Origin of the sequence: Methylobacterium sp. NFXW15 (assembly GCF_049887755.1) — a bacterium.
In the GTDB taxonomy this organism is placed as follows: Bacteria; Pseudomonadota; Alphaproteobacteria; order Rhizobiales; family Beijerinckiaceae; genus Methylobacterium.
The window spans coordinates 380668-395136 of sequence record NZ_JAGEKG010000004.1; the positions used below are offsets into that span (position 1 = coordinate 380668).

Genomic DNA, 14469 nt, shown 5'->3' on the forward strand with positions numbered 1-14469 from the left:
TGTTGCATTTCTATCGCATGGACGGCAGCGCACCCAAGGTGCCGATGGCGCATTAACCATCCGTTAACCATTGTAAATTTATTCCTTCGATCATCAAAAAACGACCTTAGTACAGCTACCAATTGCAACGCCGAAGTCTTCACAAGAATTCCGCGAAGCAACTCCCCCCAAAACAAGCGAGACCGCCAGGCAATTGCCTTCCACGCCCGTGCTCGATGCACAGGGCGGCGGCAGAGCCTTGCGCCTTGAGGACGAACCGGAATGTTCATCGTCATCGACGAGCGGGCCAGCGTGACCGATCAATACGTGGCCGGTTTCGGACAGGAGGGCGTGGCCGCCCGCGCCTTCCCGACCGACGGTTTCGAAATCTGGCTCAACGGCGCCAAGTCGCAGGACCTCGAGACGATCGAGGGTGTCGTGCTCGGTGATTGCACTGACCGGGCAGGCTACGCGGCGACGATCCGCGCCCTGTCACACGCGCCGATCATCGCCCTGAACGAGACCCGTTCCCTGGAGCAGACCCTCGCCCTCTTTACCGCCGGCATCGACGATGTGGTGCGCAAGCCCGTCCATGTCCGTGAGATCATCGCCCGCGCCCATGCGATCCGCCGCCGCGTGAGCCGTGGTGCCGCCCTGGAGGCGGAGGCCCCGCGTGCCGGACGCCTCGTCGTCTATCAAGACGGGCGCGATCCCGAGATCGACGGCGAGAGCCTGCTCCTGCCCCGCCGCGAACGGCATATCCTCGAGTACCTCGCCAAGAACCGCGGCCGACAGGTCACCAAGGGGCAAATCTTCAATGCGGTCTACGGCGATCATGAAAGCGCTTGCGAGGAAAGCGTGGTCGAAGGCCATATTTCGAAGCTGCGCAAGAAGCTGCGCGCCCGGCTCGGCCATGATCCGATCGAGGCCAAGCGCATGGCGGGCTACACCTTCGTAGGCTGAAGCTCCGCCTCAATCCACGTCATCCACAGGCCCCACGCATCCCCTGGGAGAAGCCGCACGGTTTAACGCTTCCGTAGCAGGACCCGCGCAATTTTCAGCGTCACCGGAGCGGGAGCGAGCGCGGCAAGGCCGCCAGCACCGCCCGGACCCTGCCCAGGCCTCCGCATTCAGGGGGCCGGAAGCGCCGCGGAATGCCCCAGGGCATAGGCATGATGCCGCTCCGCGAGCACCGGTGCGAGCCCGGATGTCAGACCGACACTCCCCGACCGTTACAGCTCGCCATAGGGTTTGCGTATCATGACCTCCATTCTAACGAACACCTCCGCCACGATCGCGCTGCAGACCCTGCGCTCGATCAACCAGCAGCTCGACACGACCAGCAACCGGGTGTCCACCGGCCAGCGCATCACCTCGGCCGCCGACGGCGCCGCCTACTGGGCCATCGCCTCCACCCTGAAGTCCGACAACGGCTCGCTCAGCGCCCTGAAGGACGCGATGAGCCTCGACAAGAACTCGATCGACGCGGCTTCGGCCGGCCTCAACAAGGTGATCGACCAGCTCACCGCCATCAAGAACGCCCTCACCTCGGCCACTTCCGAGCAGGCCGACAAGTCGAAGCTTCAGAACGACATCAAGGTCGCGCTGAACGCGATCCAGACCTACTCCGACAACACCGTGATGAACGGCTCCAACTGGCTGACGGTCAAGTCGGACGCCACCGGCTTCAGCGCGACGAAGAACCTGGTCGCGGCCTATTCGCGTGTCGGCGCCACGGTCTCGGTCAGCAAGACCCAGCTCGATACGTCGGCCTTCATCCTCTACGACAACGCGGCGACAGCATCCGGCATTGCCGCCAGCACCACTGCGATGACCACGATCGCGAGCGCTGCGACCTTCACCGACGTCACGGTGGCGGCCGCGGCGACGGCCGCGGGCCAGAAGGGCTTCATGGACACGGCCTACACCCTCACGGGTGCCACCGGCATTACCGTTCCCGCAACGGTGTCGCTCAAGACGATCGACATCACCACCGCCAACCAGTCGACGATTTCGACCTACCTGAAGATCGTCGACGCCACGACGCAGCAGCTTCTGACCGGCGCGTCGAAGCTCGGCTCGATGTCGACCCTGCTGAAGTCCCAGTCCGACTTCACGCAGCAGCTCATGGACATCAACACCTCCTCGATCGGCTCGCTGGTCGATGCCAACATCGAAGAGGAGTCGACCAAGCTGAAGGCCCTGCAGACGCAGCAGCAGCTGGGTATCCAGTCGCTCTCGATCGCCAACTCGTCCTCGCAGAACGTGCTCTCGCTGTTCCGCTAAAAGCGATAGCCGCCGATCTCATGTCGGCGGCCCCTCCATCTGGCCACGCTCCGGAGACGGGGCGTGGCTTTTCGCTGCCGTGATTCCTCAGCGGAGAGGCAGGAAGGTCAGCCCCGCGAAGTCGCCGCGCCGCCAGCGCAGGCGCACCCGCACCATGCTCAAGTCGTCCGCGGCGATCACGAGCTCGAACGTCTCAGGCAATGCGAAACGCGCAGGGATACTGATCTTGGCCCCGTCCCGGGACAGATCTCTCACCACGCAATGATGGAGTTCGTCGCCGATTACAACTCGTCCCTGCAAGACGACTCGATTACGCTTTGCCCGAGCAGGGTGTTTTCCGGTCGCGGAGACCTCGCGCTTAAAACCGTTCATCTATTCACCGGGCGCAAATGACGGTTTCCGTTCTTATGTTACTAAGGCTATTGCAGTCGCATTAACTCAGCGTCAAGCATGAAGAGTGAATTCTGACGGCCATCCCAGCCTCAGTGTTTCAGCGCTCATGCCTACCCCGAGACAGGCCGAACCTCGCACCGTCAAGAGCCTCGCCCTGCCGCCGCGCCCGATCACGGGGACGGTCGCGCAGCGGCGCAGCCGGGAGGCGCGCGTCGAGCGGGGCGTGCTCGGTGTCTTCCTGCTCCTTGCGCTGACCGTGAGCGGCTTCGCAGGCTACGCGATCACCGAGGGGACGCGGCCTTACGCCGTGCAGGCTCTGCTTCCGTCCGGGATCCGCAGCTTCGCGTGGAAGGCGAGCCCCGGACCGGAGCGGCCCGCCATTCCCAGTGCCGATTTCGATCCGGTCACGACCGGTGCGCTGCCCGATCGCCGGGCCCCAGCCGAAGCCGCGCCCGAACCGACCGAGAACGGCAGCTACACGCTGCGGCGGATCTCCGGCGGAGTCGCCGTCCTCTCGGAGGCGGGGGGAGGGGAGCGCGAGGTCTCGACCGGCAGCGACCTGCCCGGCGCGGGCCGCGTGCTCGCCATCCGCAACACGGGAGCGGGCTGGGTCGTGATCACGACGCAAACCATCATCGGGCCGTCCCGGCTCTGACCATTCCACGGCTGGCACAGCCTGGAGCAAGCCTCACGACCTAGAGCGTGAGCCAACCGTCGCCGACTTGGCGCACGAGGGAATCGGGCGGCCGTGACCAGCACGCTTACCAGCTACACGCTCATCGCCCGGGATCTGCCGACGGCGATGAAGCGCAAGGCCGCGGATCCGGTGACCGCGCGCGAGACCGCTTATTACAAAGCCAATATCGGAAAGGTGAAATCGATCGACGATTTCCTGGCCGACAAGCGTCTCTATGCCTACGCCATGAAGGCGTTCGGGCTCGAGGAGATGACCTATGCCAAGGCCTTCATGCGCAAGGTCCTGACGGAGGGCGCATCGAGCCCGTCGAGCTTCGCCAATCGTCTTGCCGACGACCGCTACGTCGCCTTCGCCAAGGCGTTCGACTTCTCGAGCCTCAGCACGGCCGCAGGCAGCGCCGCCGTGGAAGCGGGCGCGGATCAGGCCGACGCAGCGGCGGCGCGGCTCTCGGGCAAACCAATCCTGCGGACCATGGATTTCAGCGGCGCGCAGGAGGCGCGGTTCACCCTCACGACCCAACTCGGGGACGGGAAGGTGTCGAACGCGACCATCGTGCTCGACAAGGACGCGCTCTCGGCGGTTGCGAGCGACCTGACGAAGGTCAAGGCCACGGAGATCTACACGGCCATCCAGGCCCAGATCGGCGCCTCATCCCTCGCAGGCCAAGTCAATCCGGGCCTCGACGTGTTCGACAGCGTGGTGTTCACGACCACCGATTACATCGATCTCGGCGCGGACGGGAAAGCGGGTGGGACCGGGGACGACGCGGATACGCCCTATGCCGGAACCGGAGCAGCCCGCACCGTCACCCTGCGCGTCGCCGCCCCTGCCGCGGGCAAGGTCGCGGTCGATATCGGCTTCGGCACCGATGTCGCGCCGGACCTCGCCGCCCAGACTGTAACCGATGCGTATCTTCGCCAAGCGATCGAGAGTGACGCGGGCAGCGAGGATACGGGCGTGCGCCTCGCCCTCTATTTCGCCCGCAAGGCGCCGACGATCACCTCGGCCTACGACATCTTGGGCGACAGCGCCCTGACGCAGGTGGCCAACACCTTGCTCGGCCTGCCGAGCGCGAGCAACGCCACCTCCAGCGACGCCCTGGCCAAACGCGCTGCAAAAATCGCGGAGAAGATCGACATCAAGAGCCTGAGCGATCCGGCCGCCGTCGAAAAGCTCGTGCGGCGCTTCGCGGCGATTTGGGATGCGCAGAACAATGTTGCGAGCGCTCCGATCCTCGCGCTGTTCTCCTCGGATGGCGCGGCCGACGCGCTGGTGAGCTTCGCCGCACGGGCGCGGAGCTGACGCGCCATGCAGAATGGGCTCTACGTCGCGCTCTCCAGCCAACTCGCTCTGGAAAAGCGCCTCACGACCACCGCGCAGAACGTCGCCAACATGGCGACCTCCGGCTATCGCGCGGAGGAGACGCGCTTTTCGGCGCTCATGACCGGAAGCGGGAAGGGCTCGGTGTCCTTCGTCAGCTCCGGCGACAGCTACATCTCGCGGGCCTCCGGCCAGATCACCAAGACCGACTCCCCTCTCGACGTAGCGATCCAGGGCGATGCGTGGCTCTCCGTGGGTGGGGCCGGGGGGCCGGTCTACACGCGGGACGGGCGCCTCACGATGGATCCGACGGGCCGCCTCACCGATATCACCGGGCGCCCGGTCCTCGATCCCGGCGGCTCGCCGCTTCTGCTCGATCCGCAGCAGGGGCCTCCGGTGATCGGGCGCGACGGCTCGGTGCATCAGGGCGTGAATCAAGTCGGCGCCATCGGTGTGTTCACCTTCGATCCGAAGGCCGCGATCAGCCGGTCCGGCACCAATGCCGTCACGCCGAGCCTACCCGCGAAGCCCGTGCAGGATTTCACCCGCATCGGCGTCCTCCAGGGCCATCTCGAAGGCTCGAACGTCAATCCGATCATGGAGATGACCAAGCTCATCGCCATCCAGCGCGCCTTTGAGAGCGCGGCGAACCTCACGCAGCAATCGGAAACCTCGTTGCAGGACGCCATCAAGTCCCTCGGGCCGCAGGGGACGTAACGGGATGGTGGATGCACTCGCACGGCTGGAACAGGCGATGGCCTCGGCAGAGGGAGACCTCGTGCGGGTCGGCGGCCTCGTACAAGAGGTTTCGGCCAGCGCCTGCCGCGTCGGGGGCATCGGCCCCCATGTGCGTCTCGGCGACCGGATGGGCTTCGAGCAGGACGGGATTTCCCAGATCGGGGAGGTCGTCCGCATCGACGCCGAAGGCGCTACGATCAAGACTTTCGGCCCGCGGATCGAGGCAGGCATCGGCACGCGTGTGTTCCGTCTCGGCGCCGCTTCGCTCCGCCCGGATCCGCGCTGGAAAGGGCGGGTCATCGACGCCCTTGGGCGCCCCCTCGACGGAGAGGGGCCTCTCGTCCAGGGCGCGGTGGCAGCGCCGCTCGATGCCGACCCGCCTCCCGCCTTCGGCCGCGCACGGGTGCGTTCGCCCCTGGTGACGGGCGTTCGGGCCCTCGACCTGTTCACGCCCCTCTGCGCCGGACAGCGCATCGGCATCTTCGCGGGCAGCGGCGTCGGCAAGTCGACGCTTCTCGCCATGCTCGCCGATGCGGAGGGCTTCGACAGCGTCGTGGTCGCCCTCGTGGGCGAACGCGGGCGCGAGGTGCGCGAATTCCTCGAAGGGCCGATCGCCAAGGCGCGCGCGCGCTCGGTGATCGTCGTCTCGACAGGCGACGAAAGCCCGATGATGCGCCGACAGGCGCCGAAGGTGGCGATGGCCGTGGCCGAATCCTTCCGTGATCGCGGCGAATCCGTCCTCCTCATCGTCGATTCCGTCACCCGCTACGCTCATGCGGCTCGCGACGTGGCCCTGGCGGCGGGGGAGCCTGCGGTGGCGCGAGGCTATCCACCGAGCGTGTTCTCGGATCTGCCGCGCCTGCTCGAGCGGGCTGGGCCGGGCCTCGACGGTCAGGGCACGATCACGGGCGTGTTCTCGGTGCTGGTCGATGGCGACGACCACAACGATCCGGTCGCGGACGCGATCCGCGGCACCCTCGACGGCCACGTGGTGCTCGACCGTGCCATCGCCGAGCAGGGCCGCTATCCGGCCATGGACCTGCTCGGCTCGATTTCGCGCCTCGCCACCGAGGTCTGGACGCCGGAGCAGCGCGACCTCGTGCGCAAGCTCAAGGCGATGATGGCCCGGTTCGAGGAGACCCGCGACCTGCGCCTCATGGGCGGCTATCGGGCCGGAACCGATGCGGAGCTCGATCAGGCGATCGGGCTCGTGCCCCAGATCTACGAGGCGATGCGGCAGGAACCAGGCCACGCGCCGAGCCGCGACGCCTTCCTCGAACTCGCCCAATCGCTGCGGGGCTGAGCATGTCCAAGCCCCGCGCAAGCCTGACACGCCCTACTGACCTGCGTCGACACGGGAAGCCGTGCGACGAAACATCGAAGGTGTCCCTATGAGCCTCACCGGCGTGCTCCGCACCGGCGTCTCGGGCATGAACGCCCAGACCAATCGTATCTCGACGGTGGCGGAGAACATCCAGAACGCGTCCACGACCGGCTACAAGCGGACCTCCACGGAGTTCTCGTCGTTGCTGCTCGAGTCGTCGGGGACCGGCAATTACAATTCCGGCGCGGTGGACACCGTGATCCGGCGGGCAGTGAACGAGCAGGGCTCGGTCGCCTTCACCACCAGCGATACCGATCTCGCCATCCAGGGCAGCGGCTTCTTCGTGGTGAAGGACGGCAGCGGCGGCCAGTTCCTGACCCGCGCGGGCAATTTCGTGAAGGATGGCTCGACCGGCACCCTCGTCAATTCCGGCGGCTTCACCCTGCAAGGCTACGCCCTCGACGCGCAGGGGCAGCCCGATGTCGCGCGCGGCCTGATCCCGATCAAGGCCGACACCGCCACCGCCGAGGCGCGCCCGACCGACACGGCCACGGTGAGCGGCAACCTCCCCTTCGACGCAGCCGTCATCGCGACCCCCGGCACGGCCGACGGCACCTACACCAAGAAGATCTCGGTGAAGACCTACGACAATGTCGGCAGCGCGGTGACCTACGACGTCTACGCCACGAAGACCTCCGCCACGACCTGGAACATCGCTCTCTACCAACCCGCCGCCACGGCAGGCGGCGCGCCGACCAAGATCGGCGAGGCCAACCCGACCTTCGGCACGGACGGCCAGGTCTCCGCCGGCACCAAGACCACCATCACCACGGCCTCCGGGCCCATCACCCTTGACGGAACCAAGCTCACGCAGCTTGCGGGCGATTTCGACATGAAGGCCACGGCGAATGGCAGCCCGCCCACCGCCGGCACGGGCGTCGCCTTCGGCGAGGACGGAACGGTGTTCACGCTCTACGCCGATGGCAGCCGCGCGGCGACCTACAAGGTGCCGCTCGCCTCCGTCCGCAGCCCGGACCAGCTGCTGCCCAAGGCGGGCAACGTCTTCGAGGCCAACGGCCAGTCCGGCCCGGTCGAGTTGGGCTACGCGCAACTCGGCGGCCTCGGCACGCTGAAATCGAAGGCGCTGGAACAGTCGAACGCCGACGTCGCCACCGAACTGACGACGATGATCGAGTCGCAATCGGCCTACACCGCCAATTCGAAGGTGTTCATGACCGGCAGCGAGATGCTCGACACCCTGATGAACCTCAAGCGCTGAGCGTTCGGCAGGAGATCGGAACCGCATCATGGGCCTTCAGATCGCGCTGAGTACCGCGCGCAACGCGTTGCTCGCCACCTCGACACAGATCGCCGTCGCCTCGCGCAACATCTCGGGTGCGAGCGATACCGGCTACTCCCGCAAGATCGCCACCCTCGTCACGGGCGGCGGCACCGCGCAGGTGGTCATCACCCGCGCGGGCGACCAAGCCCTGTTCGACCGGAAGCTCACGGCGACGTCCGACGAGGCCGCCAGCGCCGCCAAGCTCGACGCCCTGAAGACCCTGTCGCAGACGGTGGGCGACACCGCCGACGTCACCTCGCCCGCCGCCCGGCTCGGCACCCTCAACGCCGCCCTGATCGCCGCCGCCAACCAGCCCGACAGCAGCGACCTCGCCCGAACGGCGATCGACGCGGCGGGCGACCTCGCGGCGAGCCTGAATGGCGCGGCGGCGACGGTGACATCCGTGCGCATGGAGGCCGACGCCTCGATCGCCGCGTCGGTCGCCACGATCACCGATCTGCTCGGCAAGTTCGACGCGGCCAACGGGGCGGTGGTGCGCGGCACGGCGCTCGGCCTCGACATCACCGACAGCCTCGACGACCGGGACCGGATCCTCACACAGATCTCCGCCGAGATGGGCATCGCCACGACGACCCGCCCGGATGGCGGCATGGCGATCTACACCGACAGCGGCGCCACACTCTACGAGCGCGGCCCTCGTTCGGTCAGCTTCGCCCCCAGCCCGGCCCTCGGCAGCGGGGCGCTCGGCAATACCGTCTTCGTCGACGGAGTGGCCGTCACGGGCGCCAACGCGCCGATGCCGCTGCGGTCCGGCCGCATCGCCGGGCTCACAGCCCTGCGCGACGACACCGCCCTTGAGTATGGGCGCCAGCTCGACTCCATCGCCACGGGCCTCGTTGCCGCCTTCGCGGAGACCGACCCGACGACAGTCCCGGCCTCCACCGTGGCGGGGCTGTTCACCGGCTCGGGCGCAGCGTCCCTCGCGGTCGCGCCCCGGGTCGATCCGAGGCAGGGCGGCGCGGTCACGCGCCTGCGCGACGGGGGCATCGCCAGCGCCGCGACAGTCGTGAACGCGGCGGGCGAAACGGCCTATGCCGGGCGCCTCAAGACCCTTGTCGACAATCTCGGCGCGGCGCGCAGCCTCGGAGCGGGCACGGCGGTCGCGAGTTCGGCGACGCTCGCGGGCTTCGCCTCGGCCTCGGCGGGCTGGCTGTCGCAGCAGCGCAAGGAGGCGGATTCGGACGCCACCTACCAATCGACCCTGCTGTCGCGGGCGAGCGACGCGCTGTCGAACGTGGCGGGCGTCAACGGCGACGACGAGACCGCGCTGACGCTCCAGCTGGAGCATTCCTACACGGCCTCGGCGAAGATCATCACGGTGGTCGACCAGCTTCTCAAGACCCTCATGGACGCGGTGCGTTAGACCATGATGACCACGAGCTATATCTCCAGCATCAATTTCTGGAACGCACCGCGTACCGGCCTCAGCCGCCTGCAAACGGACCTCGCCGCGACCAATTCCGAGATCGCGACCGGGCGCTATGCCGATGTCGGGCTGGTCCTTGGCACCAAGGTCGGCACGGGTCTCGGCCTGCGCCAGCAAAGCGCCGAGATCGACGCCCTGAAGAGCGGCAACGGCGTCGCGACCTTGCGCCTCAAGACCACGCAATCGGCGCTTGCTCAGATGCAATCGGCCGCCGACAAGCTTTTGGCCAGCATCGTCGGCCAGCCCGAAGCGCAGCAGACCGCCGTGGTGGAGACCGGCAGCAATCAGCTGACGCCTTTGGTCTCGGCACTCAACATGACGATGGCTGGGCAATACGTGTTCGGCGGCGCTAATTCCGGCGCGGCCCCCATCGACCTGGCCGCCATCGACGCGATGCGGCAGCGCCTTCAAACCGACTTCCAGGATCATTTCGGCTACGCGCCCGGCAGTTCCGCCGCCGCGACCGAAGATCCTGCGAAGGTGCAAGCCTTCCTCGACACCTACGTCGACGGAGAATTCTCGGACGCGTCCTGGGGAGGGCTGTCCCAGGCGTCGAGCGCGATTTCGAGCCGCATCGCCCTGAACGAGGAGGCGACGACGTCCGCCAGCGCCGACGCGCGGCCCTTCGCGCAACTGACCATGGCTTACGTCATCGCCTCCGACTTCAAGCTGTCGAGCTTCTCGCCCAACGCTCAGAAAGTGGCGAACCAGAAGGTGATGAGCCTGCTCGCCGCCGCGAGCAGCGGCCTCGTGACGATGCAGGCCGATCTCGGCCGTTCGCAGGACCGCATCGCCCAGGCCAACGACCGCCTCGACGCACAGAAGACACTCCTGTCGGGTGAGGTCAACGATCTCGAAGCGGTCGATCCGGCCGCCGCCAAGACGAAGGTCGATGCGCTCACCACGCAAATACAGATGTCCTACGCCCTGACGGCGCAGCTACGGCAACTCAGCCTCGTCAACTACCTCTGACGTTTCAGCGCCCACTCCGAACATTGCCCTGAATACGGGCGACCTGCCATCGAGACGAAGGCACGCGATGTACCGTTTCTCTTACTCCGAGATACTCGAAGACGCGCCGCAATTGGCCCGCGAGCGGGAACGTACGGCCTTCGACCGGGCGCTTCACCTGCTGCGCAAGGCCGAGGCACAGGGCGTGGACGGGCCGGACCGCATGGCGGGCATCGCTTTCGTCCAAGACCTGTGGAACGTCCTGATCTCGGATCTGCTCGATCCTGAGAACTCCCTGCCGGACGCGCTCAAGGCCGATCTCGTGTCCATCGGCACCTGGATCATGCGCGAGGTCGGCGAGGCGATCGCCGCGCCGGAGCGCAGCCTCAAGGCGCTGATCGAAGTGAACACCTCGATCCGCGACGGCCTGCAATGAGCCGCTCGATGCACATCTCGCTCTGCGCCGGGGAACGCGTCTTCATCAACGGCGCCGTGCTGCGGGTCGACCGCAAGGTCGGCATCGAGCTCCTGAACGACGCGTCCTTCCTGCTAGAAGGGCATGTGCTTCAGGCCGAGCAGGCGACGACCCCGCTCCGCCAACTCTACTTCGCCGCGCAGACCCTGTTGATCGATCCCGCGCAGGCAGAGCCCGCGCGCGATCTCTGCGCGCAGATGATGGCCGGTATCCTGGCCGCCACACGCGACGAGGTGATCCTGACCGGTCTCGCTTCGGTGCACCGTCTGATCGAGTTAGGACGCCTGTTCGAGGCGTTGAAGACGATCCGCGGCCTCTACGCGGCCGAAGCCGCCGTGCTCACGAGCGAGGGCGGAGCCACACCTCCCGTTGCGACGTCCCTCCGGCCCGGCCGGGAGGTGCCGCCGCGCCACTTCGGCAAGGCGGGATCGCCGTCCCTGCCGCGCGGCCCCCGCGCGCCTTCGCAACCGGCATCCGGCCGGGCCCCCTTCCCGAACCGGAGATCCGAGCCATGACCGTCATCGGTGCCACCAGCAGCACGAATACCGCGAGCACCACGGCCGCCGCCGCCAAAGCGACGAGTTCCGTCGCGGCCAAGCTCAACGCCGAGACGTTCCTGCAATTGTTCATGACGCAGTTGCAGAATCAGGACCCGACCAAGCCCATGGATGGGACCGAGTATGTCAGCCAACTCGCGACCCTTTCGCAGGTCGAACAGGCCACGCAGACCAACAAGAAGCTCGACTCGCTGCTGACCTCGAGCTTCCTCGATCAGGCGGATTCACTCGTCGGCAAGACGATCATGTCGAGCGACGGCAACTCGTCGGGCGTGGTGCAGTCGGTGAAGGTCACGGGCGACGGCGCCCTCGCCACGCTGACCGACGGCCGCAGCGTGCTCCTGGAATCGGGCGTGTCGGTCTATTGAGAGCCCGCGGCCGGATGCGGGAGACCATCCCATGAACGAGGTCGATGCCCTCGAACTCGTGCGCGCCGCGATCTGGACGGTCCTCGTCGCCTCAGGCCCTGCTGTCGGCGCGGCGATGGTCGTCGGCATCGTGATCGCGCTCTTCCAGGCCCTCACGCAGATCCAGGAGACGACGCTCACCTTCGTGCCGAAGATCGTCGTGGTGCTGCTGGTGCTCCTCGTCACCGGCACCTTCGTGGGCTCGCAGCTGACGAGCTTCGCCGAGATGACCTACGGCCGCATCGCCACGGGGTTTTGACGGGTGCACGCGTCATTGCGAACGGAGTGAAGCAATCCAGGGAAGCGGGCCGCTGCCGAACGTAGCGCGTCCCTGGATTGCTTCGCTCCGCTCGCAATGACGGGCTGAACGTCTGCATGTCGCCACCCCCGCGCAAGCTTGCCGCGCCAGAACGCATCCCGCGATACGCGTGACGTGAGGATGCCTCGATGGCGGTGGGCGCAACGCTCGGAACGGAGACGGCGGAGCGGAAGTCGCGGCGGGATTTCGGCTTCGCGGCGGGCATCGTCGCGATCCTGGCCGTGCTGTTCCTGCCGGTCCCAGCCATCCTCATCGATGTCGGCCTCGCCTTCTCGATTGCCCTGTCGGTGCTGATCCTGATGGTGGCGCTCTGGATCCAGAAGCCGCTGGAATTCTCGGCCTTTCCGACCGTCCTGCTCATCGCCACCCTGCTGCGCCTTGCGCTCGGCATCGCCACGACCCGCCTGATCCTGGCCAACGGGCAGAAGGGCGTGGATGCAGCCGGTCACGTCATCCAGGGCTTCTCGCAATTCGTGATGAGCGGCGATTTCGTCATCGGAATCGTCGTCTTCGTGATCCTCATCACGGTCAACTTCCTCGTCATCACCAAGGGCGCGACCCGTATCGCCGAGGTCGGCGCCCGCTTCACCCTCGACGCCATCCCCGGCAAGCAGATGGCGATCGACGCCGATCTCAATGCCGGGCTCATCGACGACAAGGAAGCGCAGCGCCGCCGCCGGGAACTCGAGGAGGAATCGGCCTTCTTCGGCTCGATGGACGGCGCCTCGAAATTTGTGCGCGGCGAGGCGGTGGCCTCGCTCATCGTCATCGCCGTCAACGTATTCGGCGGCGTCATCATCGGCACCACGCGCCACGGCATGCCGGTGGGACAGGCGGCCGACGTGTTCGTGAAGCTGTCGGTCGGTGACGGCCTCGTCTCGCAGATCCCCGCGCTGATCGTGTCGCTGGCGGCGGGCCTGCTGGTCTCGAAGGGCGGCACGCGAGGTGCCACCGAAGAAGCCGTGCTCGGCCAGCTCGGGGCCTATCCCCGGGCCCTCATGGTCGCCTCCGCGCTGATGTTCGTCTTCGCTCTGGTGCCGGGCCTGCCCTTCCTGCCCTTCGTGGTGCTGAGCGGCCTCATGGCCTTCATCGCCACGGTCATCCCGAAGCGCGCCCAGGCGCGGGCGGCCGTTGCCGCCGCCGCCAAAGCCGCGAAGGAAAGCGAAGCGGCTGCCGTGACCGCCGCCGAGTCGGTGAAGGAATCACTCAAGACCCCGGAGATCGAATTGATCCTCGGCCGTCAGGTCGCCGCGCAGATCCAGGCGAGCCATTCCGAGCTGACCCACCGCGTCGCGAAGATGCGCAAGAAGTTCGCACGGCAATACGGGTTCGTCGTTCCCGACATCAAGCTCACCGACAGCGTCGCGCTGCCGCCCAAGAGCTATCAGATCCTCATTCACGGCACGGTCGTCGCGACGCAGGAGATGCGGCCCGGCGAATTGCTGGTGGTGGTCGGCGACGGGCCGAGACCCGACGTCCCGGCCGAAGAGGTGCGCGAACCCGCCTTCGGCATGAAGGCGCTCTGGGTGATGGACTCCTACGCCGCCGAAGTGCGCAGCACCGGCTTCGAGACCATCGACGGCGCCTCGGTGCTGCTCACCCACCTCTCCGAGGTGATCCGCAACAACCTGCCTCAGTTCCTGTCCTACAAGGACATGCGCGGCCTGCTCGACCGGCTGGAGCCGGAATACAAGCGGCTGCTCGATGAGATCTCGCCCTCGCAGATCTCCTATTCGAGCCTCCAGGCAGTGCTGAAGCTCCTGCTCGCCGAACGGGTCTCGATCCGCAACCTGCACCTGATCCTCGAAGCGGTGGCCGAGATCACCCCCCATGCCCGCCGTGCCGAGCAGATCGCCGAGCATGTGCGCATGCGGATCGCCCAGCAGATCTGCGGCGACCTCGCGGAGAACGGCATCCTCAACGTGCTGCGCCTCGGGCCGAATTGGGACCTGTCCTTTCACCAGAGCCTGAAGCGCGACGCCAAGGGCGAGGTGATTGAGTTCGACATCGATCCGCGCCTCGTGGAGCAATTCGGCACGGAAGCGGCCACCGCCATCCGCGAACGCCAAAAGCAGGTGCACAGCTTCGCGCTGGTCACCGCGCCGGATGCCCGCCCCTACGTGCGTATGATCATCGAGCGGATCTTTCCGACCCTTCCGGTGCTGTCGCATCTGGAAATCGCGCGCGGCGTCGAGATCAAGTCGCTCGGGACGATCTCGTGAGCGCCCCCGCCC

Annotated in this window: 15 protein-coding genes; 14 read left to right on the forward strand and 1 reads right to left on the reverse strand. The window is 66.9% G+C overall.

The window, feature by feature from the left end; all coding sequences use genetic code 11:
* Window positions 1-261 precede the first annotated feature (261 nt).
* Window positions 262-942, forward strand: a complete 681-nt coding sequence (locus J4O73_RS11835; protein WP_426217481.1) for a response regulator transcription factor — start codon at window positions 262-264, stop codon at window positions 940-942.
* A gap of 297 nt (window positions 943-1239) precedes the next feature.
* Window positions 1240-2265: a flagellin gene (locus tag J4O73_RS11840; protein ID WP_426217483.1), complete on the forward strand. Its 1026-nt coding sequence runs from the start codon at window positions 1240-1242 to the stop codon at window positions 2263-2265.
* Window positions 2266-2352: 87 nt separating this feature from the next.
* On the opposite strand, the gene J4O73_RS11845 is transcribed toward J4O73_RS11840, so the two are convergent.
* On the reverse strand, window positions 2353-2637 hold the full coding sequence (locus tag J4O73_RS11845) for a PilZ domain-containing protein (protein WP_426217485.1): 285 nt from the start codon (window positions 2635-2637) through the stop codon (window positions 2353-2355).
* A 127-nt stretch (window positions 2638-2764) separates the two neighbouring features.
* Between J4O73_RS11845 and J4O73_RS11850 the strand changes: the two genes are divergently transcribed.
* From J4O73_RS11850 to flhA, 12 genes are all read left to right on the forward strand, one after another.
* Window positions 2765-3313, forward strand: coding sequence for a hypothetical protein (locus J4O73_RS11850; RefSeq protein WP_426217487.1), 549 nt, complete (start codon window positions 2765-2767; stop codon window positions 3311-3313).
* Between the two features lie 93 nt (window positions 3314-3406).
* Window positions 3407-4657: a DUF1217 domain-containing protein gene (locus J4O73_RS11855; RefSeq protein WP_426217489.1), complete on the forward strand. Its 1251-nt coding sequence runs from the start codon at window positions 3407-3409 to the stop codon at window positions 4655-4657.
* Window positions 4658-4663: 6 nt separating this feature from the next.
* Window positions 4664-5392 carry a flagellar basal-body rod protein FlgF gene (gene flgF / locus J4O73_RS11860; RefSeq protein WP_426217491.1) on the forward strand — a complete coding sequence of 243 codons (729 nt, stop codon included), beginning with the start codon at window positions 4664-4666 and terminating at the stop codon, window positions 5390-5392.
* Between the two features lie 4 nt (window positions 5393-5396).
* Window positions 5397-6716 (forward strand): flagellar protein export ATPase FliI, encoded by a 1320-nt coding sequence (fliI, locus tag J4O73_RS11865; RefSeq protein ID WP_426217493.1) that lies wholly within the window; start codon window positions 5397-5399, stop codon window positions 6714-6716.
* Between the two features lie 88 nt (window positions 6717-6804).
* The gene (locus tag J4O73_RS11870) at window positions 6805-8016 is read left to right on the forward strand and encodes a flagellar hook protein FlgE (protein WP_426217495.1); all 1212 of its coding nucleotides are present in this window, start codon (window positions 6805-6807) and stop codon (window positions 8014-8016) included.
* Between the two features lie 28 nt (window positions 8017-8044).
* Window positions 8045-9463, forward strand: coding sequence for a flagellar hook-associated protein FlgK (gene flgK, locus J4O73_RS11875; RefSeq protein WP_426217497.1), 1419 nt, complete (start codon window positions 8045-8047; stop codon window positions 9461-9463).
* Between the two features lie 3 nt (window positions 9464-9466).
* Window positions 9467-10498: a flagellar hook-associated family protein gene (locus J4O73_RS11880; protein WP_426217499.1), complete on the forward strand. Its 1032-nt coding sequence runs from the start codon at window positions 9467-9469 to the stop codon at window positions 10496-10498.
* A 67-nt stretch (window positions 10499-10565) separates the two neighbouring features.
* Window positions 10566-10913, forward strand: coding sequence for a flagellar biosynthesis regulator FlaF (gene flaF, locus J4O73_RS11885; protein ID WP_426217501.1), 348 nt, complete (start codon window positions 10566-10568; stop codon window positions 10911-10913).
* A complete protein-coding gene (gene flbT / locus J4O73_RS11890; protein WP_426217503.1) occupies window positions 10910-11467 on the forward strand; it encodes a flagellar biosynthesis repressor FlbT in 558 nt (185 codons plus the stop codon). The genes flaF and flbT overlap by 4 nt, the downstream gene beginning before the upstream one ends.
* Entirely contained in the window at window positions 11464-11877 is a 414-nt protein-coding gene (gene flgD / locus J4O73_RS11895) for a flagellar hook assembly protein FlgD (RefSeq protein WP_426217505.1), read from the forward strand. Before flbT ends, flgD begins: the two co-directional genes overlap by 4 nt.
* A gap of 31 nt (window positions 11878-11908) precedes the next feature.
* Window positions 11909-12175, forward strand: coding sequence for a flagellar biosynthesis protein FliQ (gene fliQ / locus J4O73_RS11900; protein WP_426217507.1), 267 nt, complete (start codon window positions 11909-11911; stop codon window positions 12173-12175).
* A gap of 188 nt (window positions 12176-12363) precedes the next feature.
* Window positions 12364-14457: a flagellar biosynthesis protein FlhA gene (gene flhA / locus J4O73_RS11905; protein ID WP_426217509.1), complete on the forward strand. Its 2094-nt coding sequence runs from the start codon at window positions 12364-12366 to the stop codon at window positions 14455-14457.
* Window positions 14458-14469 lie beyond the last annotated feature (12 nt).

Coding starts and splice junctions, on each gene's coding strand:
- J4O73_RS11835 (WP_426217481.1), top strand. CDS start 262: ATGTTCATCGTCATCGACGAGCGGGCCAGCGTGACCGATCAATACGTG.
- J4O73_RS11840 (WP_426217483.1), top strand. CDS start 1,240: ATGACCTCCATTCTAACGAACACCTCCGCCACGATCGCGCTGCAGACC.
- J4O73_RS11845 (WP_426217485.1), bottom strand. CDS start 2,637: ATGAACGGTTTTAAGCGCGAGGTCTCCGCGACCGGAAAACACCCTGCT.
- J4O73_RS11850 (WP_426217487.1), top strand. CDS start 2,765: ATGCCTACCCCGAGACAGGCCGAACCTCGCACCGTCAAGAGCCTCGCC.
- flgF (WP_426217491.1), top strand. CDS start 4,664: ATGCAGAATGGGCTCTACGTCGCGCTCTCCAGCCAACTCGCTCTGGAA.
- fliI (WP_426217493.1), top strand. CDS start 5,397: ATGGTGGATGCACTCGCACGGCTGGAACAGGCGATGGCCTCGGCAGAG.
- J4O73_RS11870 (WP_426217495.1), top strand. CDS start 6,805: ATGAGCCTCACCGGCGTGCTCCGCACCGGCGTCTCGGGCATGAACGCC.
- flgK (WP_426217497.1), top strand. CDS start 8,045: ATGGGCCTTCAGATCGCGCTGAGTACCGCGCGCAACGCGTTGCTCGCC.
- J4O73_RS11880 (WP_426217499.1), top strand. CDS start 9,467: ATGATGACCACGAGCTATATCTCCAGCATCAATTTCTGGAACGCACCG.
- flaF (WP_426217501.1), top strand. CDS start 10,566: ATGTACCGTTTCTCTTACTCCGAGATACTCGAAGACGCGCCGCAATTG.
- flbT (WP_426217503.1), top strand. CDS start 10,910: ATGAGCCGCTCGATGCACATCTCGCTCTGCGCCGGGGAACGCGTCTTC.
- flgD (WP_426217505.1), top strand. CDS start 11,464: ATGACCGTCATCGGTGCCACCAGCAGCACGAATACCGCGAGCACCACG.
- fliQ (WP_426217507.1), top strand. CDS start 11,909: ATGAACGAGGTCGATGCCCTCGAACTCGTGCGCGCCGCGATCTGGACG.
- flhA (WP_426217509.1), top strand. CDS start 12,364: ATGGCGGTGGGCGCAACGCTCGGAACGGAGACGGCGGAGCGGAAGTCG.